Origin of the sequence: Aquipuribacter sp. SD81 (genome assembly GCF_037153975.1) — a bacterium.
Lineage (GTDB): Bacteria > Actinomycetota > Actinomycetes > Actinomycetales > JBBAYJ01 > Aquipuribacter.
Map to the genome: position 1 here is coordinate 110,690 of NZ_JBBAYJ010000008.1, position 26,480 is coordinate 137,169.

The 26,480-nt window shown below is 76.3% G+C and carries 26 protein-coding genes and 1 tRNA gene; 13 read left to right on the forward strand and 14 right to left on the reverse strand.

The annotated features are described in order from the left end of the window. Positions 1-11: 11 nt before the first annotated feature. The gene (locus WAA21_RS06700; protein ID WP_336922001.1) at positions 12-707 is read right to left on the reverse strand and encodes a hypothetical protein; all 696 of its coding nucleotides are present in this window, start codon (positions 705-707) and stop codon (positions 12-14) included. A gap of 538 nt (positions 708-1,245) precedes the next feature. Here WAA21_RS06700 and WAA21_RS06705 point away from each other — a divergent pair. Both WAA21_RS06705 and WAA21_RS06710 read left to right on the forward strand, forming a co-directional pair. Next, a complete protein-coding gene (locus WAA21_RS06705) occupies positions 1,246-1,593 on the forward strand; it encodes a bifunctional 3-phenylpropionate/cinnamic acid dioxygenase ferredoxin subunit (RefSeq protein WP_336922002.1) in 348 nt (115 codons plus the stop codon). Between the two features lie 57 nt (positions 1,594-1,650). Next, positions 1,651-2,436 carry a hypothetical protein gene (locus tag WAA21_RS06710; RefSeq protein ID WP_336922003.1) on the forward strand — a complete coding sequence of 262 codons (786 nt, stop codon included), beginning with the start codon at positions 1,651-1,653 and terminating at the stop codon, positions 2,434-2,436. 57 nt (positions 2,437-2,493) lie between these two features. Here the strand turns inward: WAA21_RS06710 and WAA21_RS06715 are convergent, their stop codons facing one another. Together WAA21_RS06715 and WAA21_RS06720 are read right to left on the reverse strand one after the other, a co-directional pair. Further along, the gene (locus WAA21_RS06715; RefSeq protein WP_336922004.1) at positions 2,494-4,659 is read right to left on the reverse strand and encodes an EAL domain-containing protein; all 2,166 of its coding nucleotides are present in this window, start codon (positions 4,657-4,659) and stop codon (positions 2,494-2,496) included. 113 nt (positions 4,660-4,772) lie between these two features. Further along, positions 4,773-5,444, reverse strand: coding sequence for a trimeric intracellular cation channel family protein (locus WAA21_RS06720; protein WP_336922005.1), 672 nt, complete (start codon positions 5,442-5,444; stop codon positions 4,773-4,775). 463 nt (positions 5,445-5,907) lie between these two features. Here WAA21_RS06720 and WAA21_RS06725 point away from each other — a divergent pair, with 463 nt between their 5' ends. After that, the gene (locus WAA21_RS06725; protein WP_336922006.1) at positions 5,908-7,557 is read left to right on the forward strand and encodes a lytic murein transglycosylase; all 1,650 of its coding nucleotides are present in this window, start codon (positions 5,908-5,910) and stop codon (positions 7,555-7,557) included. Between the two features lie 47 nt (positions 7,558-7,604). Here the strand turns inward: WAA21_RS06725 and WAA21_RS06730 are convergent, their stop codons facing one another. The 5 genes from WAA21_RS06730 to upp form a co-directional block, all read right to left on the reverse strand. Continuing rightward, entirely contained in the window at positions 7,605-8,045 is a 441-nt protein-coding gene (locus tag WAA21_RS06730; RefSeq protein WP_336922007.1) for an OsmC family peroxiredoxin, read from the reverse strand. A gap of 138 nt (positions 8,046-8,183) precedes the next feature. After that, positions 8,184-9,605 (reverse strand): bifunctional adenosylcobinamide kinase/adenosylcobinamide-phosphate guanylyltransferase, encoded by a 1,422-nt coding sequence (locus WAA21_RS06735; RefSeq protein ID WP_336922008.1) that lies wholly within the window; start codon positions 9,603-9,605, stop codon positions 8,184-8,186. Continuing rightward, a complete protein-coding gene (locus WAA21_RS06740) occupies positions 9,602-10,558 on the reverse strand; it encodes a PH domain-containing protein (RefSeq protein WP_336922009.1) in 957 nt (318 codons plus the stop codon). The genes WAA21_RS06735 and WAA21_RS06740 overlap by 4 nt, the downstream gene beginning before the upstream one ends. Positions 10,559-10,562: 4 nt before the next feature. Beyond that, a complete protein-coding gene (locus tag WAA21_RS06745; protein ID WP_336922010.1) occupies positions 10,563-10,754 on the reverse strand; it encodes a hypothetical protein in 192 nt (63 codons plus the stop codon). Between the two features lie 130 nt (positions 10,755-10,884). Then, positions 10,885-11,520, reverse strand: a complete 636-nt coding sequence (gene upp / locus WAA21_RS06750) for a uracil phosphoribosyltransferase (protein ID WP_336922011.1) — start codon at positions 11,518-11,520, stop codon at positions 10,885-10,887. Positions 11,521-11,646: 126 nt separating this feature from the next. Between upp and WAA21_RS06755 the strand changes: the two genes are divergently transcribed. Beyond that, positions 11,647-12,219 carry a tRNA adenosine deaminase-associated protein gene (locus tag WAA21_RS06755; RefSeq protein ID WP_336922012.1) on the forward strand — a complete coding sequence of 191 codons (573 nt, stop codon included), beginning with the start codon at positions 11,647-11,649 and terminating at the stop codon, positions 12,217-12,219. Positions 12,220-12,272: 53 nt separating this feature from the next. Next, positions 12,273-12,707: a nucleoside deaminase gene (locus WAA21_RS06760; protein WP_336922013.1), complete on the forward strand. Its 435-nt coding sequence runs from the start codon at positions 12,273-12,275 to the stop codon at positions 12,705-12,707. Between the two features lie 7 nt (positions 12,708-12,714). Here WAA21_RS06760 and WAA21_RS06765 read toward each other — a convergent pair whose 3' ends face one another. Continuing rightward, positions 12,715-13,056 carry a TfoX/Sxy family protein gene (locus WAA21_RS06765; RefSeq protein WP_336922014.1) on the reverse strand — a complete coding sequence of 114 codons (342 nt, stop codon included), beginning with the start codon at positions 13,054-13,056 and terminating at the stop codon, positions 12,715-12,717. A gap of 81 nt (positions 13,057-13,137) precedes the next feature. Between WAA21_RS06765 and WAA21_RS06770 the strand changes: the two genes are divergently transcribed. The 3 genes from WAA21_RS06770 (at position 13,138) to WAA21_RS06780 (ending at position 14,655) form a co-directional block, all read left to right on the forward strand. Further along, positions 13,138-13,227 (forward strand) — tRNA-Ser (locus WAA21_RS06770). Between the two features lie 118 nt (positions 13,228-13,345). Beyond that, a complete protein-coding gene (locus WAA21_RS06775; protein ID WP_336922015.1) occupies positions 13,346-14,401 on the forward strand; it encodes a hypothetical protein in 1,056 nt (351 codons plus the stop codon). After that, the gene (locus WAA21_RS06780; RefSeq protein WP_336922016.1) at positions 14,398-14,655 is read left to right on the forward strand and encodes a hypothetical protein; all 258 of its coding nucleotides are present in this window, start codon (positions 14,398-14,400) and stop codon (positions 14,653-14,655) included. Before WAA21_RS06775 ends, WAA21_RS06780 begins: the two co-directional genes overlap by 4 nt. Positions 14,656-14,823: 168 nt before the next feature. Here the strand turns inward: WAA21_RS06780 and WAA21_RS06785 are convergent, their stop codons facing one another. After that, positions 14,824-16,689 (reverse strand): family 43 glycosylhydrolase, encoded by a 1,866-nt coding sequence (locus tag WAA21_RS06785; RefSeq protein ID WP_336922017.1) that lies wholly within the window; start codon positions 16,687-16,689, stop codon positions 14,824-14,826. 129 nt (positions 16,690-16,818) lie between these two features. Between WAA21_RS06785 and WAA21_RS06790 the strand changes: the two genes are divergently transcribed. Beyond that, a complete protein-coding gene (locus tag WAA21_RS06790) occupies positions 16,819-17,829 on the forward strand; it encodes a magnesium and cobalt transport protein CorA (protein WP_336922018.1) in 1,011 nt (336 codons plus the stop codon). 12 nt (positions 17,830-17,841) lie between these two features. Here WAA21_RS06790 and WAA21_RS06795 read toward each other — a convergent pair whose 3' ends face one another. Continuing rightward, entirely contained in the window at positions 17,842-18,543 is a 702-nt protein-coding gene (locus WAA21_RS06795; protein WP_336922019.1) for a hypothetical protein, read from the reverse strand. A 150-nt stretch (positions 18,544-18,693) separates the two neighbouring features. Here WAA21_RS06795 and WAA21_RS06800 point away from each other — a divergent pair, with 150 nt between their 5' ends. Continuing rightward, entirely contained in the window at positions 18,694-19,788 is a 1,095-nt protein-coding gene (locus tag WAA21_RS06800) for a ThuA domain-containing protein (protein ID WP_336922020.1), read from the forward strand. Between the two features lie 72 nt (positions 19,789-19,860). Here WAA21_RS06800 and WAA21_RS06805 read toward each other — a convergent pair whose 3' ends face one another. Then, positions 19,861-20,427, reverse strand: a complete 567-nt coding sequence (locus tag WAA21_RS06805; protein WP_336922021.1) for a 2'-5' RNA ligase family protein — start codon at positions 20,425-20,427, stop codon at positions 19,861-19,863. Between the two features lie 19 nt (positions 20,428-20,446). Next, the gene (locus tag WAA21_RS06810) at positions 20,447-21,565 is read right to left on the reverse strand and encodes a glycerate kinase (RefSeq protein WP_336922022.1); all 1,119 of its coding nucleotides are present in this window, start codon (positions 21,563-21,565) and stop codon (positions 20,447-20,449) included. Between the two features lie 17 nt (positions 21,566-21,582). On the opposite strand from WAA21_RS06810, the gene WAA21_RS06815 reads away from it, so the two are divergent. Continuing rightward, the gene (locus tag WAA21_RS06815) at positions 21,583-21,855 is read left to right on the forward strand and encodes a DUF2277 domain-containing protein (protein ID WP_336922023.1); all 273 of its coding nucleotides are present in this window, start codon (positions 21,583-21,585) and stop codon (positions 21,853-21,855) included. A 6-nt stretch (positions 21,856-21,861) separates the two neighbouring features. Here the strand turns inward: WAA21_RS06815 and WAA21_RS06820 are convergent, their stop codons facing one another. Further along, the gene (locus WAA21_RS06820) at positions 21,862-22,668 is read right to left on the reverse strand and encodes an SDR family oxidoreductase (RefSeq protein WP_336922024.1); all 807 of its coding nucleotides are present in this window, start codon (positions 22,666-22,668) and stop codon (positions 21,862-21,864) included. Positions 22,669-22,833: 165 nt separating this feature from the next. Here WAA21_RS06820 and WAA21_RS06825 point away from each other — a divergent pair, with 165 nt between their 5' ends. Together WAA21_RS06825 and WAA21_RS06830 are read left to right on the forward strand one after the other, a co-directional pair. Beyond that, positions 22,834-24,696: an ATP-dependent metallopeptidase FtsH/Yme1/Tma family protein gene (locus WAA21_RS06825; RefSeq protein WP_336922025.1), complete on the forward strand. Its 1,863-nt coding sequence runs from the start codon at positions 22,834-22,836 to the stop codon at positions 24,694-24,696. 19 nt (positions 24,697-24,715) lie between these two features. After that, positions 24,716-26,443: a helicase HerA-like domain-containing protein gene (locus WAA21_RS06830; RefSeq protein WP_442893243.1), complete on the forward strand. Its 1,728-nt coding sequence runs from the start codon at positions 24,716-24,718 to the stop codon at positions 26,441-26,443. The last annotated feature ends 37 nt before the right edge of the window (positions 26,444-26,480 follow it).

The window sequence follows — 26,480 nt, forward strand, 5'->3', positions numbered from 1 at the left end:
TAGACCCGTGCTCAGTCGAAGAGGTGGTCGAGGGCGTCCTTCTCCAGCTGCTCCCAGCGCTCGGCGTGCCGGCGCGCCTCGTCGACCTCCTCGGCGCTGAGGTGGTGGGCGCCCTCCTCGCGGATGCGGGCGACGCTCAGCGGCCCGCCGACCGAGGGGGAGGTGAGCGACAGCGCCTCGAGCACCCGGACCACGGCGACGACGCCGTACTCGACGGGCCGCTCCGTCATGCGGAAGTGCGACAGCAGCGCCCCCGCCTGCTGGGCCATGGGGGCACCGGAGCCGATCGCGTGGAAGCCGACGTCCTCGTAGCGACCGATCAGGCCGTTGGGGTTGATCTCGACGATCCAGCGCTGCCCCTGGCTCACGCCCGCGGCCAGCAGGTACGCCGACACCCCGCCGCCGTCGCCCTCACCGGGCACGTCCTCGATGTAGTTGGCGTAGTGCTTGCGCATGACGGGCAGCACGCGCTCCTGGATCTCGTCGCCGATGTCCGGCGACTCGAGGATGGCGGCGGCCGACTGCTCGAGGATCGGCTTGAGGTCGTTGAGCACCCCGCGGGCGCCGCTCCCGCCCCACGCGGCGCACTCGCCCATGGCGTGCAGCTTCTGGGCCGGGAAGCTGAGACCGCGGTCGCTCTCGGTGATCTGGGAGTCCGAGCCGATCACCACCCCGTCCGCGCAGACGACGGCGAGCACGACGGTCATGGGGTCCTCCGGTGGGGTGCTGGTCGGTGGGCGCGCCACTGCGCGGCGGAGCCGGAGTACCCGACGGAGGTGAGGGCGACACGCCGACCTCGGGCGGTGCAGGGGGTCGGTCGCGCACGACCGTGTCGTGCACGACCCTGCCGAGGCGGGGCGGTGCGCGACGTCCGTCGTCCGCGACTGTGTCGTGCACGACTGCGGTTCACGCGACCGTGTCGTGCACGACTGCGGTGCTCGCGACCGTGTCGTGCACGACTGCGGTGCACGCGACTGTGTCGTGCACGACTGCGGCGCACGCGACACGGTTGTGCGCGGCTCCCTCGTGCGCGACACGGTCGCGCATGAGCGAGGTCGGGCACGGGTTCCCTCAGGACGGTCGTGCACGACGGGTCCCCGGTCCGCGGCGCCCGCCGGTCGACGGCGCCCGTCGGCGCACGCGGACCGCGTGGACCCCGGCGTCCGTCCTCGACCGGAGGCTCTCCGGGACCGGGGCGCGGGCCCCGGGGAGGTGTCGTCCAGTGCCCTCTGCTGTCATGGGCGGGTGGCTGACGGCATCCGAGTGGCGAGGTTCGACGACGTCCCCGAGGGCGGGGCGCTCGTCGTCGACCGCACCGTGGCGGGCACCGGCGACGACGTCGCCGTGTTCCGCGACGGCGACGAGGTCTTCGCCCTCGACGACACGTGCACCCACCAGGAGGCGTCGCTCGCCGACGGGTGGGTCGAGGACGGCGAGGTGGAGTGCCCGCTGCACGCCGCCCGCTTCTCGCTGCGGACCGGTGAGGCGCTGTCCCTGCCGGCCGTCGTCCGCGCCCGCTGCCACCGGGTCGAGGTCCGCGACGGCGAGGTGTGGCTCCTGCCGGGCACGCCCTGCGAGGCCCAGGCCGGTTAGCGGTCGCCGGGGCCGGGTACCCGGAGGGTGACGAGCGTCCCCGCCCCGGAGGCCCCCATGAGCACGAACGACCCCCGCTACGACCGTCCCCACGACTCCGTGCCGCCCGAGGAGCTCGGGTACGGCGGCCGCGGCGACGAGCACGCGGCCGAGCACCGGGCCGAGGACGACACCCGCGTCGAGGAGCGCCCCGTGGCGGCCGGCCGGCCGAGCGAGCGCCCGACGACGGACCCGCGCGGGCCGGGGACGACCTTCTTCACCAACCACCCGGACGACGTGGTGGCGCGGGAGAAGGACGCCTACGGCGGCGTCAAGGTCGGCTCGGCGTTCTTCGGGTGGCTCGTGGCCGTCGGGCTGCTCGCGCTCCTGCTGGGACTGCTGAGCGGGGCGGGGGCCGTGTTCGGCCTGGCCTCGCCCGACGTGGTGGAGGACGCGGTCCAGTCCGACCCGCAGACGATCGGCATCGCCGCAGGCGTCGTCCTGCTCGTGGTGCTGCTCCTCGCCTACTTCGCCGGCGGCTACGTCGCCGGTCGCATGGCGCGCTTCGACGGCGCGAAGCAGGGCGTGGCGGTGTGGCTCTGGGCGGTCGTCGTCGCGGTGGTGGTCGCCGTGCTCGGGCTGCTGGCGGGCGACCGCTTCGACGTCCTCGCGCAGGTCAACGCCTTCCCGCGGCTCCCCGTCAACGAGGGCGACCTCACCACCGGCGGCATCGTGGCGGCGGTCGTCGCCGCGCTCGTCGCGCTGCTCGGCGCCGTGCTGGGCGGGGCCGCGGGCACGCGCTACCACCGCAAGGTGGACCGCGCGGGGCTCCTCGAGGAGCCCGTCGCCCGCGAGCGCGGCTGAGCGGCCGCGCACGGCTGGGGTCGGTCCCCCGGGCCGGCTCGGAGCCCCCGGTCGGGCTCAGAGCCCGCCGGCCGGTCCGACGCCGCGCTCCACCCGGTCGAGCGCGCCGGCGACCTCGTCGGCGACGTAGGCGAGCAGCCGCAGCTCGCGGTCCGACCACGACCGCTGTGCGCGGGAGTACACCTCCAGGACGCCGATGGCGGCCCCGTCGTGCAGCAGGGGCAGCACGAGGACCGAGCGGAACCCGAGCTCGCGCAGCACGCGCACCTCGCCGGCGTCGGCGTCCGGGTCGTCGGTGCGCACCGACAGTGGGCGCCCGTCCTGCAGGCAGCGGACGGTGGCGGGGTAGTCGGCGAGGTTGTAGCTCACCTCGTCCTTGGTCCAGCCGGGCGGCTGCACGACGACGAGACGGTCCAGCCGCAGCACCGACAGCAGGACGTCGTCGGCGCCGAGCGCCGTCGCCGACCCCCGCACCGCCTGGGTGAGGTCGAAGTCGGTGCGGGCACGCTCCAGGCGCTGCCGGAGCGGCCCGAGGTCGCCCGCGCCGAGCGTCACCGGGAGCGCGCCGCACGCGGCGAGGGCCTGCGCGCTGACCTCGGGGGCGCCGGCCGCGGGCCGGCCGACGAACCAGCCCTGCCCGAGCTGGACGCCGAGCTCCGCGAGCGCCCGCAGCTCCTCGGCGGTCTCGATGCCCTCGGCGCACAGGGCGGCGCCGGTCTGGCGGCAGAACGACACGAGCGACTCCACGAGGGCCCGCTTCTCGGGGCGGACGTGTACCTCGTGGACGAGCTCGCGGTCGAGCTTGACGATCTCCGGCCGCAGCTCGACGAGCCGCCGCAGCCCGTCGTAGCCGGCGCCCGTGTCGTCCATGGCGATGCGGGCGCCGCGCTGCCGGAGGTCGTCGAGCAGCAGCGCGACCGAGGGCAGGTCGAGCCGCGAGTCCTCTGTCACCTCGACGACCACGCCCCGCAGGTCGCCGGCTAGCGAGCGCTGCACCTCGGGCGCGCCGAGGACCGCGGGTGAGACGTTGACGGTGAGGTAGCGGCCCTCGTCGGGGTCGTGGTGGCGCCGGGCGCGAGCCACGGCCCGGGCCTCCAGCGCCGCGCCGTGGCCGGCGGCGCGGGCGAGGGTGAACCACTCGCCGACCTCGCGGTGGGGGTGGTTCGGGAAGCGCGTGAGCGCCTCGTGCCCCACGAGCAGCCCGGTGGCCAGGTCGCAGATCGGCTGCAGCACCGTCGTGAGGCTGCGGGGGTCGTCGAGGAGCCGGGCGACCTCCGCCGCGGCCTGCCGCGGGTCGGAGCGGGAGACCGCGGAGTCGTAGGCCCGCACGCGGCCGCGGCCGTCGGCCTTGGCGCGGTACATCGCGAGGTCTGCCTCGTGCAGCAGGCGCTCGAGCGACACCTCGCCGGCCGCGGCGGCGGTACCGGCGCTCATCGAGGCGTGCACCGGCCGGCCCTCCACGACCACGGACGTCGCGAGCGCGTCCGTCATGCGCTGGGCGAGGGCGAGGGCGACGCCGCCGTCGGTGTCGGGCAGGAGGGCGGCGAACTCGTCGCCACCGAGGCGGGCCACGAGGTCGCCGGGCCGGACCGAGGCGGTCAGCCGCGCCGCGGTGGTGCGGAGCAGTGCGTCACCGGCCTGGTGGCCCAGGTCGTCGTTGACGACCTTGAGCGTGTCGAGGTCGAGGACCACGACGGCGAGCGGGCGCCCGGTGGCGACCGCGCGGTCGGCCATCGCCCGGCCGCGCTGCATGAACAGCGCCCGGTTGGCCAGCCCCGTCAGGTCGTCGTAGAAGGCCATCCGGCGCAGGTCCTGCTCCAGGCGCCGCTCCGCCGTGCGGTCGCGCACGGACCACACCCGCCCGACCGGGGCCCCGTCCACGAGCTGTGGTGCCGTGTGGAGGCGGAGGACCCGGCCGTCCACGAGCTCCACGTCCTCGGTGGCCTCGCCGTCGGGGTCGGCGCCGACGAGCGACATCCGCGTGCGGAAGGCCGCCGGGTCCGTGGTCCGGGCCGCCGTGAGGTCGAGCAGCTCCTCGGCGGACAGCCCCGCGACGCTCGCGCGGGCGAGCCCCCACGTGGCGGCGACAGCCCGGCCCGCGGCGAGGACGACGCCGTCGCCGTCCACCACGACCACGGCGTCGGTCGAGGCGTCGAGGGTCGCCTGGAGGAGGGCGAGGGAGGACGCCGCGCGCCGCGACGCCGACCAGGGGGTCCTCGCCATGCCGGACCACCTCCTGTCGGCCTGCGCGTGCGGGGGCGGACCCGTACGGCCCGCTGCGGTGTCGATCGGCACGAGGGACGGGGTCCTCAAGCCCCCGGGACGCTGTGAGGCCCTCAGGATGACGCGGGGGGAGGGTCCGTGTCCGGCGGACGCGGCGGCTGCGGGTGCTCGGGCCACGCCGGCGGCAGCGCCGCGGTCCGCCGCAGGTGCCAGCGGCGGCGGCGGGCCAGGAGCCGGACCAGGAAGACCGCGGCCGCGACGCCCACCCCGGCCGGGGCCGACCAGGCGCCCGTCTGCCACAGCGCGACGACGGCGACGCTGCCGGCCAGCGAGGGCAGTGCGTAGATGTCGTCCTGCAGCACCACCGGCACCTGCCCGGACAGCAGGTCGCGCACGACCCCGCCGCCGATCCCCGTCACGAGGCCCAGCAGGACCGCCGCGAGCGGCGGGGCCCCGAGGGCGAGCGCGGTGACGGCGCCGTTGACCGTGAACAGCCCCAGCCCGCCGGCGTCGAGGACGAGGACGGCCCGGCGGAACCGGGCGAGGCCGAGGTCCCAGTAGAAGGCGACGGCCCCGGCCGCGACGGCGCAGCCGAGCGCCCACGCGTTGCTGAGGTTCGTCGGCGGGACCGCGCCGAGCAGCACGTCGCGCAGCGTGCCGCCGCCGAGGCCCGCCGCGAGCGCGAGCACGACGGCGCCGAAGAGGTCCATGCCGCGCCGCGCCGCCACGAGACCGCCGGACAGCGCGAAGACCGTGACGCCGACCAGCTCGGCGACCTCGCCCACGCCGCCTCCCGACCTCGCCGCGGCGCGCGGGACCCTCCCGCGCTGCGGCACCGGGTGCCCAGCCTGGCCCACGGCGGCGGCGCGGCGGACGACCAGGCCGCACGCCGCCGTGGCTCGTGGCGGGCGGCGGTCGGGCGCCCGTCACGGGCCGTGCGCGGCCGGGACCGTCGGGGTACCGCCGTCCGGGGGACGAGTTCGCGCACAGAGGTTCTCCCGGGCGGGTCCACCGCCTATCCTCACGAAGGTCGCCCCGGGCGTGGGGCGGCGCGGAGCAGAGAACCGAGGGACGCGAATGCCCAGGGTGCGCACGGCCGGCGAGGGGAGCCGGCCGGACGGTGGGGGGACCGGAGCCGTCCCGACGCCGGGCGGTGCGGAGCGCCCCGGCACGAAGGCGCACGCGCGTCCGCGTCGGCCGTCCCTGGCCCGCACCGCCGCGGCGGCCGTCGGTGTCGCGTGCGTCGCGGTGGCGGCCGTCACCAGCGGCGCCTCGGGCGCGACCTGGGAGCAGCCGTCGGAGGTGCTGGCCGCGGGCACGGGCCCGCTGCCGACCGACCTCCTCGCGCTGGAGGGCTGGCAGCACGACGGCGGCGACGCCGGCGTCGTGGCCGGCGGGCCCGTCGGCGGTGTGGGGTCCGGCGTGTGGGGCGACGTCGCGGGCGCCGAGGCGTGGGGCGACGCGTCCACCTGGCCCGAGGGCGTGGCCGGCGAGTACCCCTACGGCGAGTACCCCTACGGCGAGTACCCGTACGGCGACTACCCCTACGGCGACCCTTTCGGTGGCACGTACGACGACCCGTACACGATCCCCGGCTACGAGGAGCCGCTCGCCTCGGCCTACCCGGCGGGCCTCGGTCAGGGTGACATCCCCGAGCCGACCGTCCGGGCCTACCGCGCCGCGGCGGCGGTCCTGGCCCGGGAGGAGCCGGGCTGCGGCATCGACTGGGCGCTGCTGGCCGGCATCGGCCGCGTCGAGTCCAACCACGGCCGCTTCGGCGGCGCGGTGGTCACCACCGCCGGGACCTCCGTGCCGGGCATCTACGGCCCCCGGCTGGACGGCAGCCTCGCCGGCACCATGGTCATCCGCGACACCGACGGCGGTGCCCTGGACGCCGACCCCGTGTACGACCGGGCGGTCGGCCCGATGCAGTTCATCCCCGGCACGTGGGCCCGCTGGGGGAGCGACGGCGACCGGGACGGGGTCAGGAACCCGCAGGACATCGACGACGCCGCGCTCGCCGCGGCGCGCTACCTGTGCGCCGGCGGCGCCGACATCGGCGGTGCGGGCGCGTCCGCGGCCGTCCGCCGGTACAACAACTCCACCGAGTACGTGAACCTCGTGCTCTCCACGGCCGCCGGCTACCGCGACGGCGACGTCACGACCGTGCCGGGGGGCACCGCCCCCGTCTACGGCCAGCCCGGCCCGCCCGGCTGGGTGCCGCCGTCGGTCGTGTACCCCGGCGGCCCCGTCGGCGACGGCGGCACCACCACGCCCGGCACCGCCACGCCCGGCACCGCCACGCCCGGCACCGCCACGCCCGGCCGGCCCCCCTCGACGCAGCCGCCGCGGGAGCCGACCACCCGGCCGACGACGCAGCCCACCCGGCCGACCACGGCGCCGACGACGCAGCCGCCCCGCACGACCGACCCGACGGTGCGCCCGACCACGCGACCCACGACGACCCGGCCGACCCGTCCGACGACGGCCCCGACCGCACCTCCGTCCGGTGAGCCGACCGCGCCGCCGTCCGGTCAGCCGACGGGCACGCCCTCCGGACAGCCGACGGGTGGTCCCTCGGGCCAGCCGACGGGTGCCCCCTCGGGCGAGCCGACGGGTGCCCCCTCGGGTGAGCCGACCGCGGTGCCGAGCAGCGGGGCGCCGTCCTCGAGCGCGCCGGCCTCGCCCGCACCGTCGGGCACGACGTCCGTCGCGCCGACCGGTGCGCCCGGCGGTCCCGCCACCGCACCCGTCTGCGACCCCGACGTCGTCCTCGACGAGGCGACCGGCACGGTAGTCGACGCGGAGACCGGGGAACCGGTCGACGGTGCCGTGCCGTGCGAGCCGGGGCCGACGGGGGCCGCGGCCGCCGACGTGGAGCCGTCCCGCGAGCCCTGACGGGTGAGCGGGACGGCCCCGCGGCCGGCGCCGCGCGGCCCCGTCCGTCAGCTCTCGAGCTGCGCGTCCAGCGTGATCGTGGTGCCGGCGAGCGCCTTGCTCACGGGGCACGTCTGCTCGGCCTTGCGGGCGAGCTCGGCGAACCGGTCGGCGTCGACGCCCGGGACCTTCGCCCGCAGCGTGATGGCGCTCTCGGAGATGCGGAAGCCCCCGGCCGGGTCCTTGTCGAACGTCACCGTCGCGCTCACGACGAGGTTCTCGGCGGCCAGGTCCTCCTGGCCGAGCACGCCGTTGAAGTTCATGGCCAGGCACGAGGAGTGCGCGGCGCCGATGAGCTCCTCCGGGCTGGTCTGACCGTCGGGGTCGCCCGCGCGGGAGGGGAACGAGACGGTGAACGGGCCGAGGCCCGAGGAGTCGAGGCTGACGGAGCCGCTGCCGGACTGCAGGTCGCCGGTCCAGCGGGTGGTGGCGTCGCGGGTGACGGCCATGGAGGTCCTCCTGTGTGGGTGGGGGTGACGGCCCGGCGGCTGCTCCGCCGGGTCCGTCCGGTCAGGACGAACCCTCGTCCGACCCGGCCGCTCGTGCACGTCGGGAGGGCGGGACGGGTCGCAGTGCCTCGACCGGCCTCAGCCGCGCAGCCGGAGCGCGTGCCCGGCCACGACGAGCTCGACCCGCTCGCTCGCGGCGGCCACCGCGGCGTTGAGGCGCCCGAGCTCGTCGCGGAACAGCCGGCCGGACCAGGTCGCGGGGACGACACCACCGCCGACCTCGTTGGAGACCGCGACGACCGTCCTCGTGGTGGCGCGCCAGGCCCCGAGCAGGTCGTCCACCGCGGTGCTCCACCGCTCGCGGGCGGTCCCGGCGCGCCAGGCCCCCTCGTCCCACGCCCCGGCGTCGGTGAGGCGGGCCGTCGCCCACAGCGCGAGGCAGTCGACGAGCAGGGGCGGTCCCGCGGAGCGCAGCAGCGGGACGAGGTCGGCGGTCTCCAGGGTCGTCCACGACGCGGGGCGGCGGGCCCGGTGCGCGGCGACCCGGTCGGCCCACTCGGCGTCCGCGGGTCCCGGGGCGCTGCCGTCGGTGCCGCGCAGGGCGCCGGCCGTAGCGACGTAGACGACGTCGTCGCGGTCGGCGAGCAGCCGCTCCGCGTGCGTCGACTTGCCCGAGCGGGCGCCGCCGAGCACGAGCGTGCGACGAGGGGGCGTCGTCGCCGCGTGGCCGTCGTGCTCCGGCTGCGCCGCGTCGGCGCCCACACCCAGCACCGTGCCGTCCGGGTGGACCTCCGCGCCCCACGCGGCCAGCCGCTCGTGCAGCTGCGGCAGGGGCGGGTTGTGGTGCGAGAGGTGGGTCGCGACCACCCGGGTGCGGTCCGTCACCGCACCGGCGCGGCGCAGGTCGGCGAGGACGCGCGGGAAGGTCGTGAGGTCGAGGTGGCCCGTGCCGTGGTCGGCGCGGTCGCCGAAGGTCTCCTCGAGCACGAGCAGGTCGACCTCGGCGCCCTCCAGGGCGGCCAGCGTCGCGGGCGGCAGGGGACCGGTGTCGGTGGCGTACAGGACGCGGCCGCCGTCGGGGGCGTCGAGCAGGTACAGCAGCGCCGGCACCTCGTGGGCGCCGGCCACCGCGCGCACCCGGTAGGCGCCGGACGGGCCGTCCACCCGCAGGTCGTCACCCGGCGACAGCGGGACGAGGCGCACCGGGGAGCCCGGGGCCAGCCAGTCGGCGTGAGGCGCGACGGCCGGCTCGGGCCCGGCGACGACGAGCGGCTCGTCGGCACCGGCCCACGACCGCCACAGCAGCGCGGCCGGGGACGTGTGGTCGGGGTGCGCGTGCGTGAGCAGCACGAGGCGCACCCCGCCCAGGTCCGCGCCCGCCCGGACCGCGGCCCTGGGCACCTCCGGCCCGCAGTCGAGCAGGACGGTGCCGTCCAGCAGCGCCGCGCTCTGGCCCCGCACCACGCCGCGCCCGCGCGCGTCCTCGCACGACGCGCAGCGGCAGAACGCGTTCGGCCAGCCGTCCGCCGACCCGGTGCCGAGCAGGAGGAGCCGGCTCACCGGTAGCCGTCGGCGTCCTCGGCGGGGGTGTCGCGCCGGGACGTGCGGCGCGCCGCGGCCCCGGCCCCGCGCCTGTCGTACCCCGCGTCCGGCCCGGTCCGTGGTGCGCGGGTCTGCCGGCTCTCACGCGCCTCGCGCGAGGAGGCGGCGGGCTCGTCGTCCCGGGGGTCCCGCCGCGGGCGCTCGGGGCGGTACCCCTGGCCGTCGGTGCCCTCGCCCGGCCCGCGGTAGCTGACGGGGCGCGTGAAGATCTGCACGCAGATCGCCTCGTACGTCCGCTCCGGCTCGCGGACGTAACGGATCTCCCGCAGCGCCTGCTCGCGGCCGGCGGACTCGAGGATGAACGTGCCGTAGCCGATGATCCGGCCCCACACCGGGCGCTCGAAGGCCATGTCCGTGACCTTCTGCAGCGGCATCATGTCCCGCTTGGTGTCGAGGATGCCGTGCAGGCGCAGGAGCCGGCGGTCGGTGACGACGAACCAGTCGCGGCCCCACTCCGCGAAGCGCCAGCCGGCGCGGACCGTCAGCGCGAACCAGCCGAGCACGATGAGGTTGCGCAGCAGGTCGAGCGACCCCAGGTACGGCGTCACGGTGCCGAAGCCGAGCAGGACCGCGAAGGGCAGCAGCACGGGCTCGAGCAGCACGACAGGGTGCCGGTGCTGCGCGACGAGGACCCGCTCGCCCGGGACCAGGCCGGTGCCCATGCGCCGCCTCACGAGGTCGAACTCGCGGGGCACGGGCGGTGGGGTGAAGGGGCCGGGCTCCTCGCCGGCGACCCAGTCGTCGTCGGTGAGGGCACCGTCCGGGGGGTCACCGAGGCCGTCGAAGCGCGGCACGGCGACGCGCGGCAGGCGGACCGTCGGGGAGCTGCGCGTGACGACCGCCTCGGGCTGGCGGCCCTGCAGGGTCAGGGGTCCGACGCGCTCGCGCCGACGGCGCCACGGCAGGCGCACGGTGTCACTCCCCGACGGGGGTGCCGCCGGACTGCCGGAGGATCTCGTCGAAGAAGGCGAAGACCGCGCCGACGGCGGCGCCGATGCCCTCGAAGGCGCTGACGACGATGCCCGCCGCCTGGGCCGGGCTGTTGAAGATCGCGTAGACGAGGAAGATCACGAAGATCCACAGGGCCCACTTCAGGACGCGTCGCACCCGGGCCTCCTCACGTCTCGTCCGGCCGTGCCGCCGCGCACACGGCTGCAGCCCACAGCATCACCACGTCGGAGCGGCCGAGTCCACGCGCCACGCCGTCGTGCCGGTCCCGGCCTCGACGGCCTCGGCCTCACACCACGCCGTACAGCCGGTCACCGGCGTCGCCGAGCCCCGGCACGATGAAGCCGCGCTCGTCGAGGCGCTCGTCGAGGCCGGCGAGCACGACGGTGAGGTCGACGTCGTCGCCGACGTGGCGCTCGAGCGCCTCCACGCCCTCCGGTGCGCCGAGCAGGCAGATCGCGGTGATGGTGCGGGCGCCCTTGTCGTGCAGGTAGTCGACGGCCATCGCGAGCGTGCCGCCCGTCGCGAGCATCGGGTCGAGCACGTAGCACTGCCGGCCCGACAGGTCGTCGGGGAGCCGGTTGGCGTAGGTCGCGGGCTTGAGCGTCGACTCGTCGCGCATCATGCCGAGGAAGCCGACCTCGGCCGTCGGGAGCAGCCGCACCATGCCGTCGAGCATGCCGAGCCCGGCCCGGAGGATGGGGACGACGATCGGCTTGGGGCTGGCCAGCCGCACCCCCGTCGTCGTGGTGAGCGGCGTCGTGACCGACACCTCCTCCGTGGCGACGTCGCGCGTCGCCTCGTACGCCAGCAGCGTGACGAGCTCCTCCGCGAGGCGGCGGAAGGTCGGCGAGTCGGTGCGCTCGTCGCGCAGCGTCGACAGCTTGTGGGCGACGAGGGGGTGGTCGGCGACGTGCACGCGCATGGGCGCACGGTACCGACCCCTGGCGGGGGAGCCGGCGCGCCGACCTCCGAACCGACCTCCGAGCCGACCCTCCGTGCCCGTGCCGGTACTTGCCGTGGGGTGTCGGGTTGGTGCCAGGATGCTCAGGTGTCGTACTTCACCGCCCTGCTCGTGCCCAGCGGCCGGTCGTGGGGCTCGCGTGACGCCGACCTCATGGAGGTCGACTCCCTCGACGAGCTCGTCGACACCGTGCGCGACCAGGTCGACGGCGGCACCGGCATCGTCGTGCTCGAGCGCGAGGACGAGTGGTTCGCGCTCGTCCGCGTCGACGGCGACGACGACGCGCGCGTGTTCGTGTCCGACCTCCCGGCGGCGCGCAGCTCGCGCTTCTCCGGCGTCTTCGCCGACCCTGACGTGTGGTCCGACGCGGGCTCACTGCGAGCGGCCGGCCTCGTCCCCGGCGGGGCGACCGACGGCTTCGACAGCGGCTACGGCTACCACGACGACGAGGAGGACTCCTCCGCCTCGGAGTCCGAGGAGGACGCGCCCGCGGTGACCGAGGTGCCGTGGGCCGGCGACCTCTCGCTGCTGGAGGACATGGGCGTCGGCGGTGAGACGCTCAAGACCGTCGTCGAGGACGACGCCGACGACCCCGCGCGGGCGCTCACCGAGCTCGGTGAGCGCGTCGGGTTCCTCGACCTGCTCGAGACCCTGCGCTGACCGTCTCCCGCGGGCCCGGCCGGGTGCCCGTCGCGCCGGTGGTCGAGGCCGCCATGCGGCAGGCCCTCGACCTCGCCGAGGCGTGCCTCGCCCACGCTGACGTGCCCGTCGGGGCGGTCGTCCTGTCGCCGTCCGGGGACGTGCTCGGCGCGGGGCGCAACCGGCGCGAGCAGCTGGGCGACCCGACCGCCCACGCGGAGGTCGAGGCGCTCCGCGCCGCCGCCGGGTCGCTTGGGGACGGCTGGCGGCTGGGCGGGGCGACCCTCGTCGTGACGCTCGAGCCGTGCGTCATGTGCGCCGGCGCCCTCGTGGCCGCCCGGGTCGCCCGGTGCGTCTTCGGTGCGTGGGACGACAAGGCCGGCGCGTGCGGGTCGGTGTGGGACCTCGTCCGGGACCCGCTGTCGCTGCACCGGGTCGAGGTGCTCGGCGGGTTGCTCGCCGAGGAGTCGTCGGCGCTGCTGCGGGGGTTCTTCGCCGGACGGCGGTGAGAGGAGCTCAGTCCGTCGGCTTCGCAGGCAGCGTGCGCACGAACCCGACGCCGACGTCGACCCACCGCCCGAGCGCCTCGTCGTCGGGCACCGCGGACGCGTCCACCCGCAGCCAGCCCCGCATGGGGCGCCCGCGCATCTCGAAGGGGTGGGCACCCGGCTCGCGCAGCAGGTCGTCGAGGTCCGCCGGGTCCGCACGCACCATCAGCCCGCCGGCGCCGCTCGCGCCGACGGCCATGTGCCCGTCGAGGAGGAACGCGACGCCACCGAACATGCGCCGCTCCGCGGTGCCCGGCTGCTCGCCCACGAGCGCACGCAACCGCTGGACCAGGTCCGGGTCCGCCGTCATGGCCGCAGTGTGTCCCGGGAGTCCGACAGCCGTGGTCCGGGCGGTTCGAGGCAGACCCCGCTGCCCGGTACCCTCGTCGGCGGTGACGTGTCCGAGCGGCCTAAGGAGCACGCCTCGAAAGCGTGTGAGGGGGCAACTCCTCCGTGGGTTCAAATCCCACCGTCACCGCCAGCCGACGCCGGGTCCCGCGGGGCCCGGCGTCCGTGCGTCCGGGCCGGCTGACCGTGTCGCCGGGTCCGAGTAGCCGGTTCGACGGACGCCGCGGCCGCCGGTGGACCACACTTCCCGCGTGAGCGGGGCTCGAGGGGCCGTGGCGCCGGTGGCCGGCGGTGCCGTTGTCGTGGTGCTCGGTTCGTGGGCGTGGGCGCTCGCCGCGACCTCGATGGGCGCGGTGCAGGCGGCGGAGGCCCGTGCCCTCGGGCCGGGGCACACCCCCGACATGCCCGGCCAGGACGAGCTCGCGCTCGTGGCGCACGACGCGCGCCTCGCCGCCATGGTGGTCGTCGTCTGCGGCGTGCTCGTCGGGCTGTCGGCGCTCCGGCGCCGGGAGGCGCTCGCGGGGGCCGCCGGCGCGGCCGCGGCGGTGGTCGTGGCGAACGTGGTGCTGGGTCCGGTCGTCGACGGCGGGTCCGTGCTCGTGGCCGGCGTGTGCCTCGCGGTCGTGGCCTGCAGCGCCGGGGCGCTCGCCGCCCGGGTGGGCGCCGTCCGCGCGGCGGCGCGACCCTCACGACTGCCCCTCGTCCTCGCGGCGGCTCTCGCGGCGGGCACGCTGCCCGTGCTCGTGCTGCAGGGCATGACCTCGGACCGCTACGTCGAGTGGGTGCCGCCCGCTCTCGCGACCGCGAACCCGGCGACGGCGCTCGGTCTGGGTGTGGCCGTCGCGGCGGCGTCGGGTGTGCTCGCCCGCCGCACGGCGGACGTCGTCGTCGCCGTGCTGCTGCCGCTCGCCGCGCTCGCGGTGCTGCTCCAACCGTCGGGCTCGGGCTGGCAGGTGCGCGAGGACCTGTGGGTGCCGGGCGTCGTGCTCGGGCTCGCCGCCGCCCCGGCGCTCGTGACGACGCGCGGGTCGGCGCGCGGGCGGGTCGTCGCGGCGGCGGTGCTCGCGGCTGCGGTCGGCGTCATGGCGCTGGTGCCCCACGTCCTGCTCCTACCCGTCGTCGTCGGCGGGATGTTCGGCCTGGTCGTGACCGGCCCCGCCGGTGCGTACGTCAACTACGACGGCCTGCCGGTGGTCGGCGGCGGCCTCGTGCTCGCGGCGCTGCTGCTGCTGCCGCAGGTCCCGACGGGGTGGCTGCATCGCCACTGGGCTGCGCCCGACGCGGCCGGGCGGACGGTCGTGTCGTGACGGACGCCCAGGCCGCGACGCTCATCCGCCTGCTGCGCTGCTGGCTGCTCGCGATGGTGCTCGGGGCGCTGGCCGTCGTGCTCGTGCGGCGCGGGGCCGACGACCTGGCCGTCGTCGTCGGGGTCGCCGCGGCGGTCACGGCCCTCACCGGGGTCCTCTCCGGCGCGCGCTCCACGGGAGGGATGCGGCTGTTCGAGTCGGCCGAGGAGGAGGCGGCTCGACGCCGGACGGAGGGCGACTCGACCGGTCGGTGAGGGGACGGTCCCGGGGCGGCCACAGCGCAGGACGCCGTGCGCGACGAGGCGGATGGCGTGGCACCACGGGGCGCCTCGTCCTGCGCTGTGGCCGGCTGCGGGCCCCGCGGACGGCGACGGCGGCCGGCCCCGCAGGGATCCGGCCGCCGTCGGGCGTGACTCGCGCGGTCAGTAGACGTCGACCGCGTCCAGCTCGGCGTAGAACGTGTCGCGCTGCAGCGTGACCGTGTTCCAGCCCTTGTCCAGGCGCACCTCGTACTCCACCACCGACCAGTTGTCCCAGCGGGTGTGCCAGTACGTGACCGTCCCGGCGTCCTCGCCGTTGACGAGGACGTCGTGCGTGGCCGGCACGGCGTAGCCACCGCGGTCGGAGCCGTTGGCGAACCGGATGGCGAGGGTGGCCGGGCCGGCGTGCTCGGCGTACACCTGCAGCGTCACGGCGCTGTCGGCGAAGTCGAGCCCGCCGACGACCTCGCCGCCGGAGGCGCCCGCCGCGGAACGCACCCGCGCCGCGGTCACCTCGCCGTCCTCCGCCTCGTAGCGCACGGCGTCCTCGGGCACCGTCGGCGGCACGGTGAGCGACGGCGAGCGGTCGCGGTCGGCGGCGAGCAGGTCGACCGCGTCGAGCTCGACGTAGCCGGTCACCTTGGTGAGCACGACGGTGTTGACGCCCGGGCGCAGCACGACCGGCACGGTGACGCGCTGCCAGTTGCCCCACGTCGTGTGCGCGTACACGACCGTGTCGACCACGCGGCCGTTGAGGCGCAGGCTCTGCGTGGCGGCGACGCGCTCGCCGTCCTCGACGGTCCCGTTGGCGAAGCGGATGCTGAGCGTCGCGGGACCCGGGCGCTCGGCCACCACGCGCAGCGTCACGGAGCTGTCGGCGAAGTCGAGGCCGCCGACCTTCTCCCCGCCCGAGGCGGAGGTGTCGCCGACGACGCGGGCGTTGCGGACCACGCCGTCCTCGGCCTGGTAGCGCGTCGGCGCGACCTCGACGACGGGGGTGCCGTCGACGATCTCCAGGTCGCTGGCGTACATGGCGCGGTAGCTGTACGTCGGGTCCCAGCCGTGGAAGACGATCGACAGCGAGCCGTCGGCGTTCTCGACGACGTCCTGCCCGCCGGGGCCGCGGACCTCGCCCTGCAGCAGGTCGGTGGTGAGCAGCTCGGCGTCGCCGCGGGTGTACGGGCCCTCCAGCGACGTCGCCGTCGCGTAGGCGGTCCGGTACCCGCCACCGCCGAAGTCGTTGGCGGAGTAGAAGAGGTAGTACGTGCCGTCGCGCTCGATGAGCGTCGGCGCCTCGACCACGGCGCCCTCGTACGGCGCGCTGTTGCGCAGCAGCTCGACCGGCTCGCCGACGAGCGTCGTGCCGTCCGCCGACAGCTCCTGCAGGAACAGGACCGCGGGCTTCGCGCAGCAGTTGCCGTCGGCCTTCCACAGCAGGTACAGCCGGCCGTCCTCGGAGTACGTGCCGGCGTCGATCGCGCCGCCGAGGTCCGGCGGGTCCTGCGCCGTCGGGCACACGAGCGGCCCGTCACCGACGGGCTCGAACGGGCCGTCGGGGCTGTCGGCGAGCGAGACGCCGATGCACTGGCGCTGCGAGGCCTCGTCGCGCGCGGTGTAGTACAGCGCGTAGCCGCCGTCGACCTCGGTCACCTCCGGAGCCCACACGCACCGGTCGGTCGCGCCGCCCGGCGCGAAGCTGCACGCGCCGACCCAGTCGCCGAGCTCGGGGGCGGCGTCGGGGCGGGCCGTCCACGTCTCCAGGTCGGTCGAGACCTGGTGCTGGACGTTCTGCCCGCCGGAGTTCGTGGCGTACGCGTGGTAGACCCCGTCGACGAGCAGCACGTCGGGGTCCGGGAAGTTCTGGTCGAGCACGGGCTCGAGCGGCTCGGCGAACGGGGTCGCGCCGTAGCGGGCGCCGGGGGCGCCCGTGTCCGCCGAGGCGGCGGGCACGAGCAGGGTGAGCACGGCGACGGCCGTGGCGACCGCGGCGGCGAGCACGGCGGTGCGGCGAGGTGGCGTCTTTGCCATGGGGGCCTCTCAGGCGGTGGGGCCGGCCGGACGCTCCGGTCGGGGCGCCGTCGACGTTACCCCTAACACCGGACACCCAGGAGTGCGTGCGGCCGCCGGCTGGTCTACTGCCGCGGTGGAGGTGGTCCGGTGAGCGTGGTGGACAGCGCGGTCTACGCCGAGGGCAGACGGGTTGCGCGGCCGGAGTCGCTGCGGGAGACCTTCCGGCTCATCGAGGAGCACTCCGGCATGGGCTGGATCGGCCTGTACCGGCCGGACCACGAGGAGGTGCGCACGCTCGCGGAGCACTTCGACCTGCACCCGCTCGCGGTCGAGGACACCCTCGACGCCCACCAGCGCCCCAAGCTCGAGCGCTACGGCGCGGTGCTGTTCACCGTGCTGCGCCCGGCCCGTTACCTGGAGGACGAGGAGCGGGTCGAGTTCGGCGAGCTGCACGTGTTCACCGGCCCCGACTTCGTCGTGACGGTCCGGCACGCCGAGAACCCGGACCTCGCGCGGGTGCGCTCCCGCATGGAGCAGGAGACCGACGGCGAGGGCGTCGGGCTGCTCCGGCGGGGACCGGAGGCCGTGCTGTACGCGGTGCTCGACGAGGTCGTCGACGGCTACGGCCCCGTGGTCGACGGGCTCGAGAACGACATCGACGAGATCGAGGACCAGGTGTTCGCGGGCGACCCGAACGTGTCCCGCCGGGTGTACGCCCTGCTGCGGGAGGTCGTCGACTTCCAGCGCGCCACGCACCCGCTGCTCGGCATGCTCGAGGCGCTGCGGACGGGCTTCGAGCGGCACTCGGTCGACGAGGAGCTGCGCCGCTACCTGCGCGACGTGGAGGACCACGCCGTGCGCGTCGTCGAGCGCGTCGACGCGTTCCGCGCGCTCCTGCACTCGATCCTCACGGTCAACGCCACGCTCGTCGCGCAGCGCCAGAACGAGCAGAGCCTGCGGCAGAGCGAGGAGGTGAAGAAGATCTCGTCGTGGGCGGCGATCCTCTTCGCCCCCACCCTCGTCGGCACGGTCTACGGCATGAACTTCGAGTACATGCCCGAGCTGTCGTGGCGGTTCGGCTACCCGATGTCGCTCGGGCTCATGCTCGCGGTCTGCTCCGGGCTGTTCGTCGTGTTCCGTCGGCGCGGCTGGCTCTGAGCCCCGCCGCGCTCACTCGTCGTGGGGGTCGCGAAACTCCGGCGGGACCGAGTCGGGGTCGCCGTCCGGCGGCAGGAACAGGTGGATGTGCTCGCCGCCGGCCTCGACGACGAGGGAGTCCAGCCGCAGGGCACCTGCCTGCCACAGCTCGACGGCCCGGTCGCGGTCGCGGGCGGCGGCCTCGAGCGCCTCGGCCCCGTCCTGCTCCTCCAGGTGCGCGACGGCGTTCTGCAGCAGCTGGACCCCGCCCAGCAGCGCCGCACGGGTCACCCCCTGGTCGTCGGCGCCCGTGCCCGTGGCGGCGAGCTCGTCGTGCGCCGTCTCCAGCGAGGCCGTCCACGACGCGGGGTCCGCGGCGGCCGGGTCGCCACCGGAGCCGTCGACCGGGACGACGTCGTCCAGGCCCGCCAGCACGTCGACGAGGTGGGGCTGCGCCTGCTCGGCCGACCCGGCCAGCTCCTCGGCGAGGGCGGCCGCGTCGGCGGCCTGCGCCTGCGCGAGCTGGGCGGCGATCGACTCCACGGCCGACGACACCGACGGCGCGCCCGACGCCTCCGCCGCGCCGGCTGCGTCCGCGTCCGGGTCCTCGCCCGAGCCGCCGAGCAGGAGGACCGTCACCAGCGTCGCGACCGCAGCGCCGCCGAGCGCGGCCGGCACCGTGGTGCGCCACGCCGGGCGTGCGTCCCCGCCGGCGGGCGTCGACGTCCTCGTCATACGGGTCCTTCCTCGCCGCGGACGAGCGCGTCCGGTGGCAGAACTAAAGTTTGTCGTTCCAATTTATTGACCGATAGGTCCGATGATCCTACGGTCGCCTGAGCGACCCCGGACCCAGGGGCCGCCAACGACAGGCAAAGGAGCCATTCGATGGGACGACCCCGCAGAACCGCCCTCGTCACGATGCTCGGTGCGGTGGCCCTCGCCGCCCCGACCGCCGCGGCCCTCCCCGCCGCCGCGGACGACCACGAGTACGACGTGCTCGTCGTCGGCAAGACGCTGGGCTTCCGCCACAGCTCGATCGACGAGGCCACCACCGCGATCATCGCCCTCGGCGACGCGCACGGCTTCACCGTCGACGTCTGGGACCCGCAGCAGCCGGAGCGCACGCTCACCTCGACGCCGTTCACGGACGCCGGCCTCGACAAGTACGAGACCGTCGTCTTCGTCTCCACGGTCGACGGCACGAACAACCTCGACCCGGCGCGCCCGACGCTGCTGGACTCCGCCGAGCTGGAGGCCTTCCAGGGCTACATCCGCGACGGCGGCGGCTTCGCGGGCATCCACGCGGCGACGGACTCCATGCACACCATCCCCTGGTACAGCCAGCTGACCGGTGGTGGCGCCCGCTTCGTGGGCCACCCGGCGCAGCAGACCGCCGTCCAGGACGTCGTGGACCAGACCCACCCGTCGACCGAGCACCTCGACAGCACGTGGACCCGCTTCGACGAGTGGTACAACTTCAACGTCTCGCCGAGCCCCTACGTGCGGGTGCTCACGAACATCGACGAGTCGACGTACAACCCCGGCCGCACGGCCATGGGCGAGGACCACCCGCTCGCGTGGTGCCACAACTTCGAGGGCGCCCGCTCCTGGTACACCGCGGGCGGCCACACCGAGGCCTCCTACGTGGAGCCCGCCTTCCTCCAGCACGTGCTCGGCGGCATCCAGTGGACCGCCGGCGTCGTGGACGGCGGCGGCGACTGCGTGACGTGGTACGAGATCGACACGCTCATGGCCGACCTCATCGACAGCGGCGAGCTGTCGCGGAACGCCGAGCGCCAGCTCGTCCGCCACTACGAGGCCGCCAAGGCGCTCGCGGAGTCCGGCGACCACGCCGGAGCGGCGGAACGGCTCAACGGCCTCAAGGGCCAGGTCCGCGGCCACGTCAAGGACGAGGAGCTCCGCGAGCTGCTCGCCGACAAGGCCGACGACCTGCAGACCTGGCAGCTCGGCCTGTCCTGACAGGGACTTCCGTCCCGCCCGGCCACGGGGTCCGGTCGGGCGGGACGGAGCAGCACCACCCGGAGCGGTGGCTCACGGCACGCCCGTGAGCCACCGCTCCTCGCGTCCGTCCCCGTCCCAGCGCCGCACCCCGCGCGGTGGCACGGCCGTGTCGGCCTCGTACGCCGCCGGCGCGGCGACGGCGCCGGCGACCACCACCGCGTCCGCGAGCTGCGCCGCGGTGAGGCGCGAGGCGAGCGTGACGTGCGGCGTCCACGCGCCGGGCCGCGAGGTCGGCGGGACGTCCGTCGCGGGCTGCCACGCCCGGGCGACGACCTCGTGCAGGGCGAGCAGCGGCGGGCTCGGCACGGCGAGCCGCGCGAGGACGAACCGGCCGCCGCGCCCGTGCGGGCCGAAGACGACGAAGCCACCGGGCCGCACCGCCGCCGCCCGCCACGCGCCGTCGGACAGGGCGGCCTCGAGCGCGGTCTCGGCGTCGGCCGTCACGGAGCCCGCCACCGCGAGCGTCACGTGCGGGCGGTTCGTCTCCCCCTGGTGGTGGGCGAGGCTCGGCAGGTCAGCGTCGGCCAGCGCCGCCCACTGCGCGCGCACCCATGCCTCGACGGCGCCGCCGGGCAGCAGCTCGACGGACTGGACCACCGCCCGATCCTGCCCCGCGTCAGCGCCCCGCGCCCCCCGTGTCCTCCGCTGCCTCCGCGCTGTCGGCGAGTGCCGCGCCCGCGGCGCCGAGCCAGCGCGTGGCGTCGGCGACGGCCGCGGCCACGGACCCGGCCAGCCCGGCGAGCCCGACGTGCCGCACCCCGGGCGGGGGCGCGTCGCCGAAGGAGCCGGCGACGACCGCGGCCGGTGTCCCGGTCCGCTCCGCGAGCGCCAGGACGCGCCCGACGGCCTTGCCGTCGAGGCTCGTGGCGTCGAAGCGGCCCTCGCCCGTCACGACGAGGTCGGCCGTCGCGACGAGGCGCGGCAGGTCGACGAGGTCGGCGACCCAGTCGGCCCCGCCCACCACCTGCACGTCCCACACCGCCGCGAGCCCGGCGGTCACGCCCCCCGCGGCCCCCGCGCCCGGGGCGTCCGGGTCCGCGCCGAGCAGGTCCGCCCAGCGGCGGAGCGCGGCGTCGGCGACACCTACGTCGTCGGGACCGGCGCCCTTCTGCGGCCCGAAGACGGCCGCGGCGCCCCGCTCGCCGAGCAGGGGGTTGTCGACGTCGGTGAGCACGAGGCAGCCGCCGGGCGGCGCCGGGACCAGCCCGGTCCGCTCGACGCGGGAGGCGGTGAGCAGGCCGCGCGTGCCCTCCGGCACGTCGGCGCCGACGTCGTCCACGACGCGCAGCCCGAGGCCGCGCAGCACGCCGAGCCCGCCGTCGGTGGACGCCGAGCCGCCGAGGCCGAGCACGACCCGCGTCGCGCCGTCCGCCAGCGCCGCCCGCACCACCTCGCCCGTGCCGCGCGTGGTGGCGCCCAGCGGGTCGGGGACGGCCATGAGCGGCAGGCCGCTCGCCTGCGCGAGCTCGACGACGGCCGTCCCGTCGGGCAGCCGGAGCCAGCGCCCGGGCACCCTCCGCCCGTCGGGGCCGGTGACGGGGCCTGCGTCCCGGAACCATCCGGCCGGGACGGCCGCCGCGACGGCCTCGAGCAGGCCCTCGCCGCCGTCGGAGAACGGGACGACGACGACGTCGTCGTCCGGTCGACGGCCCAGCCAGCCTCCCCGGAGCGCCGCGCCCACCTGCACGGCGGTGGCGGAGCCCTTGAAGGAGTCGGGGGCCACGAGGACGCGCACGGACCCATGATGGGCGCATGTGCCGGAACATCACCGAGCTGCGCGGCCTCGAGCCGCCCGCCACCGACGACGAGGTGCGCGCCGCCGCGCTGCAGTACGTGCGCAAGGTGAGCGGGCTCACGCGCCCACCGGCCGACGGTGACGCCGCCCGCGCCTTCGCGGCCGCGGTCGAGGAGGTCGCGACGGCGACGCGGGGGCTGCTGGCGGCGCTCCCGCCCCGCCGTCAGCCGCCGGCGACGGTGCCGCCGCTGCGGCGTCCCGAGGTCCGCGCCCGGCTCGGGCTGGGCTGAGGTCCCTCAGCCGCCGTCGCGGAAGGACGGGTACGTCGTCATGCCGCCGTCGACGTACAGGGTGGTGCCCGTCACGTAGTCGGCCGCGTCGCTCGCGAGCCACACGGCGGCCGCGGCCACGTCCTCGACCACGCCGACCCGGCCGTAGGGGATGAGGCGCAGCAGCTCGCGCTCGGCCTCGGGGGTCGACCAGGCGTCCTCGTTGATGGGCGTCTTGATCGCGCCCGGCGAGATGGCGTTGACGCGCACCCCCCGCGGACCCAGCTCCTGGGCCAGGGTCCGCATGAGCATGTCGACGCCGCCCTTGGACGCCGCGTAGTTGACGTGCCCGGCCCACGGGATGGCGTCGTGGACGCTCGACATCGCGATGATCGAGCCGGCCGAGCGGGCCGGCCCGGCGCCGGGGCCCTGCTGCACCATGCGGCGGGCGGCGGCCTGCGCGCAGAGGAACTGCCCGGTGAGGTTGACGTCGAGGACGGTCCGCCAGTCCTCGACCGACATCTCCAGTGCCGGCGCGTCCCGCTGCAGCCCGGCGTTCGCGACGAGCACGTCGATCCCGCCGAAGCGGTCGCAGACCTCCTCGACCATCGCCGAGACCGCCTCGGGGTCGCTGACGTCGGCGCGGACCGCGAAGGCCTCGCCCCCGGCGGCCTCGATGCGGCGGACGGTCTCCTCGGCGTCGTCGGGCTGCGAGCGGTAGTCGACGGCCACGCGCGCCCCCGCGGCCCCGAAGGCGACCGCCGTGCCCTGCCCGATCCCGCTGCTCGCCCCCGTCACGAGGGTCCGGTAGCCCGCCAGCACGCCGTCCGTCATGCCGAGAGCGTGCCGCCGCCCGCGCGGCCGCGCGAACGGACGGGGCGCGGAGCGCGCCGCTCACGGCCCCCGTACGGGGGAGCGGCACGCACGCTCGGTCGTGGACCCGTCCACCGATTCCGCCGACAGGGTCAAGACGCGGCACGCGCAGCCGATGCTCAGCACATGACGTCTCGCCCGCGCCGCACCCGCCGCCGTCTCGCACTGCTCGGAGCCGCGCTCGCCGTCGCGACGGGCCTGTCGGCGGCGGTCGTCGTCTCCGGTCGCGAGGAGGCTCCCGACGCGGTCCCGCTCAGCACCGCCGTCGCCGCGGTCGAGGACGGACTCGTCGAGGCCGCGCACCTGCGGGAGGCCTCGAGCACGGTCGTGCTCGACCTCGAGGACGGCCGCAGCGTCCAGGCGGCCTACCCCGCCGCGTACGCCGCCAGCCTCACCGAGCGGCTCGTGGCCGAGGGCGTCGAGGTGGACACCGCGCCGGTGAGCCGTGAGAACGAGGTGTGGTTCCGGCTGCTGCCCCTCGCGCTCGTCGTGGGTCTCGTCGTGCTCTTCGTCGTGGCGGTGCGCCGCGGCTGGCTCGGCGGTCCCGGGGCCATGCGCCGCGGCCGGGGCAAGGCCGTCGACGAGGTGCCGAGCGCGCGCTTCACCGACGTCGCCGGCTGCGACGAGGCCGTCACCGAGATGCGCGAGCTCGTCGAGTTCCTGCGCGACGGCGACCGCTTCACCCGCGTCGGCGCCACCCCGCCGCGCGGTGCGCTGCTGGTCGGTCCGCCCGGCACGGGCAAGACCCTGCTCGCCCGCGCCGTCGCCGGCGAGGCGGGCGTGCCGTTCTTCCCCCTCGCCGGCTCCGACTTCGTCGAGACCTTCGCGGGGGTCGGCGCGCGCCGGGTGCGCGACCTGTTCGACCGGGCCCGCGAGGCCGGCGGGGCCATCATCTTCATCGACGAGATCGACGCCATCGGGCGGGCCCGCGGCGACGGCGGGCCGGGGCACTCCGGCGCCGACACCGAGCGGGAGAACACCCTCATCTCGATGCTCAACGAGATGGACGGCTTCGACACCGACCACCGCATCATCGTGCTCGCCGCGACCAACCGTGCCGACGTGCTCGACCCGGCGCTGACGCGCCCCGGCCGCCTCGACCGCCAGATCCAGGTGCCGGCGCCGGACCGTCACGGCCGCACCGAGATCCTGCGGGTGCACGCGGCGGGCAAGCCGCTCGCCGACGACGTCGACCTCGTCGGCGTCGCCCGCCGCACGCCCGGCATGAGCGGCGCGGAGCTCGCGCAGGTCGTCAACGAGGCGTGCATGGAGGCCGCCCGGCGCGGCAAGGACGTGGTCGACGGCGTGTGCGTCGACGCCGCGATCGCGACGGTGGCCCTCGGCCGGGCCCGCACGTCCGCGCTCGTCACCGACTTCGACCGGCGGGTGACCGCGTGGCACGAGGCCGGGCACACCGTCGCCGCGCTGCTGCTGGAGGACGCCGACGACCCCGTGCAGGTGTCGATCGTGCCGCGCGGTCCCGCGGGGGGCGTGACGTGGATGAGCGGCAACGACGACATCTTCCTGCTGCGCGCCAAGGCTCTCGCCGAGCTGCGGGTGTCGATGGCCGGCCGCGCCGCCGAGGAGCTGCTGCTCGACGGCGAGTACACGCAGGGCGCGCACGGCGACCTCGACGCCGCGACGCGACGGGCGCTCGCGATGGTGACGAAGTACGGGATGAGCCGTCACGGCTACCTGCTCGTCGACGACGACACCGTCCGCATGGGCGGCGAGGTGTCGACCCGGGTCCGGGAGGTCGCCGAGGAGCTGCTGCGGGAGGCCCACCAGGACGCCTACGGCCTCCTGCTCGCCAACCGCGCCCTCGTCGACGCCGTCGCGAGTGCGCTGCTGGAGCACGAGGACCTCACCCTCGCCGACCTGCGTCGCGTGCAGGAGGACGTCCGCGGCCGCGGGGTCCCGGCGACCGGCACGCGTGGCGTGCCCGCGCCGCGGTCGGCGCTGCCGGAGGGGTCGCGCGCCACCGCCTGAGCGGGGCACGATCCGTCGCGTGAGCGACGACGCCCCCGCGACCGACGGCGGGACCACCGACGTGACCCCGACGGACCCGCACGCCGAGCACGTCGCCGCCGTCGCGGCGGCCTACGGCACCGACGGCCCCGCGCTGGAGCTCGGGGCGCTGCTCGTGGCAGGGGAGGCGGGCGCGGACCCCGTGCCGCGGCCCGAGGCGCCTGTCCGGGTGCCGCTGGCGGTCCTCAACCGGCACGGGCTCGTGGCCGGGGCCACCGGCACGGGCAAGACGAAGACCCTTCAGGTGATGGCCGAGCAGCTGTCCGCCGCGGGCGTGCCCGTCTTCCTCGCCGACATCAAGGGCGACCTCACCGGCGTCGCCGTGCCGGGAGAGGTGTCGGAGAGGCTCCTCGCCCGCACGCGCGGTATCGGGCAGGACTGGCAGCCGACCGGGCACCCCGTCGAGCTGCTCGCGCTCGGCGGGCTCGGCACCGGCGTGCCGGTGCGCGCGAGCGTCACCGGGTTCGGCCCGACGCTGCTCGCGAAGGTGCTCGACCTCAACGACACGCAGACCTCGAGCCTCGCCCTGGTGTTCCACTGGGCCGACACCGCGGGCCTGCCGCTGCTCGACCTCAAGGACCTGCGCGCCGTCGTGCAGCACCTCGTCTCCGACGAGGGCAAGGAGGCGCTCACCGGGCTCGGCGGGCTGTCCAAGGCGACCGCGGGCGTCATCCTCCGTGAGCTCACCGCCTTCGAGGCCGCCGGCGCCGACGCGTTCTTCGGCGAGCCTGAGCTGGACCCCGCCGTGCTGCTGCGCACCACCGAGGACGGGCGGGGCGTCGTCACGTGCCTGGAGCTGTCGGAGGTGCAGGACCGCCCCCGGCTGTTCTCCACCTTCCTGCTGTGGCTGCTCGCCGAGCTGTTCGAGGACCTGCCCGAGGTCGGCGACCTCGAGAGGCCGAAGCTCGTGTTCTTCTTCGACGAGGCGCACCTGCTCTTCGCCGACGCGCCGAAGGCGTTCCTCGAGCAGGTCGTGCGGACGGTCCGGCTCATCCGTTCCAAGGGGGTCGGGGTCTTCTTCGTCACGCAGACGCCCAAGGACGTACCCGCCGACGTCCTCGCCCAGCTCGGCAACCGGGTGCAGCACGCGCTGCGCGCCTACACCCCCGACGACGCCAAGGCGCTCAGGGCGACCGTGTCGACGTTCCCGGTCTCCGACTACGACCTCGGCGCGCTCCTCACCTCGCTCGGCACGGGTGAGGCCGTCGTGACCGTGCTGTCCGAGCGCGGGGCGCCGACGCCCGTGGCGTGGACGATGCTCCGGGCCCCCCAGGGGTCGATGGCCCCCGCGCCCGCCGACGTGCTCGCCGCGACCGTCGCGGCCTCGCCGCTGCAGGCCGAGTACGGGACGGCCGTGGACCGCGAGTCGGCGTACGAGCGGCTCGCCGGCCGGTTGGCCTCGCCCGCCGGTGGGCCCGCAGGTGCGCCACGACCCGCCCCGGCGCCCTCCCCGGCACCGGGTGACGGGTTACCCGGGCCGGGGCAGACGTGGGACGACATGGACACGCCCGCCCGCCCGTCGCCGTCGTCGCGTCCGGAGCCGGCGCGACCGTCCGGGCGCGCACGCCGGGCGCCGGCGCCCGAGGAGTCCGTGGTGGAGCAGGTCCTCGGCTCCTCGGCCGTGAGGAGCTTCCTGCGGTCCGCCGGCACCGTGCTCGGCCGCGAGATCACCCGCGGGGTGCTCGGCACCGCCCGTCGCCGCCGCTGACGGGCGACCGCCGGGGAGGGGTCGCGTCGTGGCATGG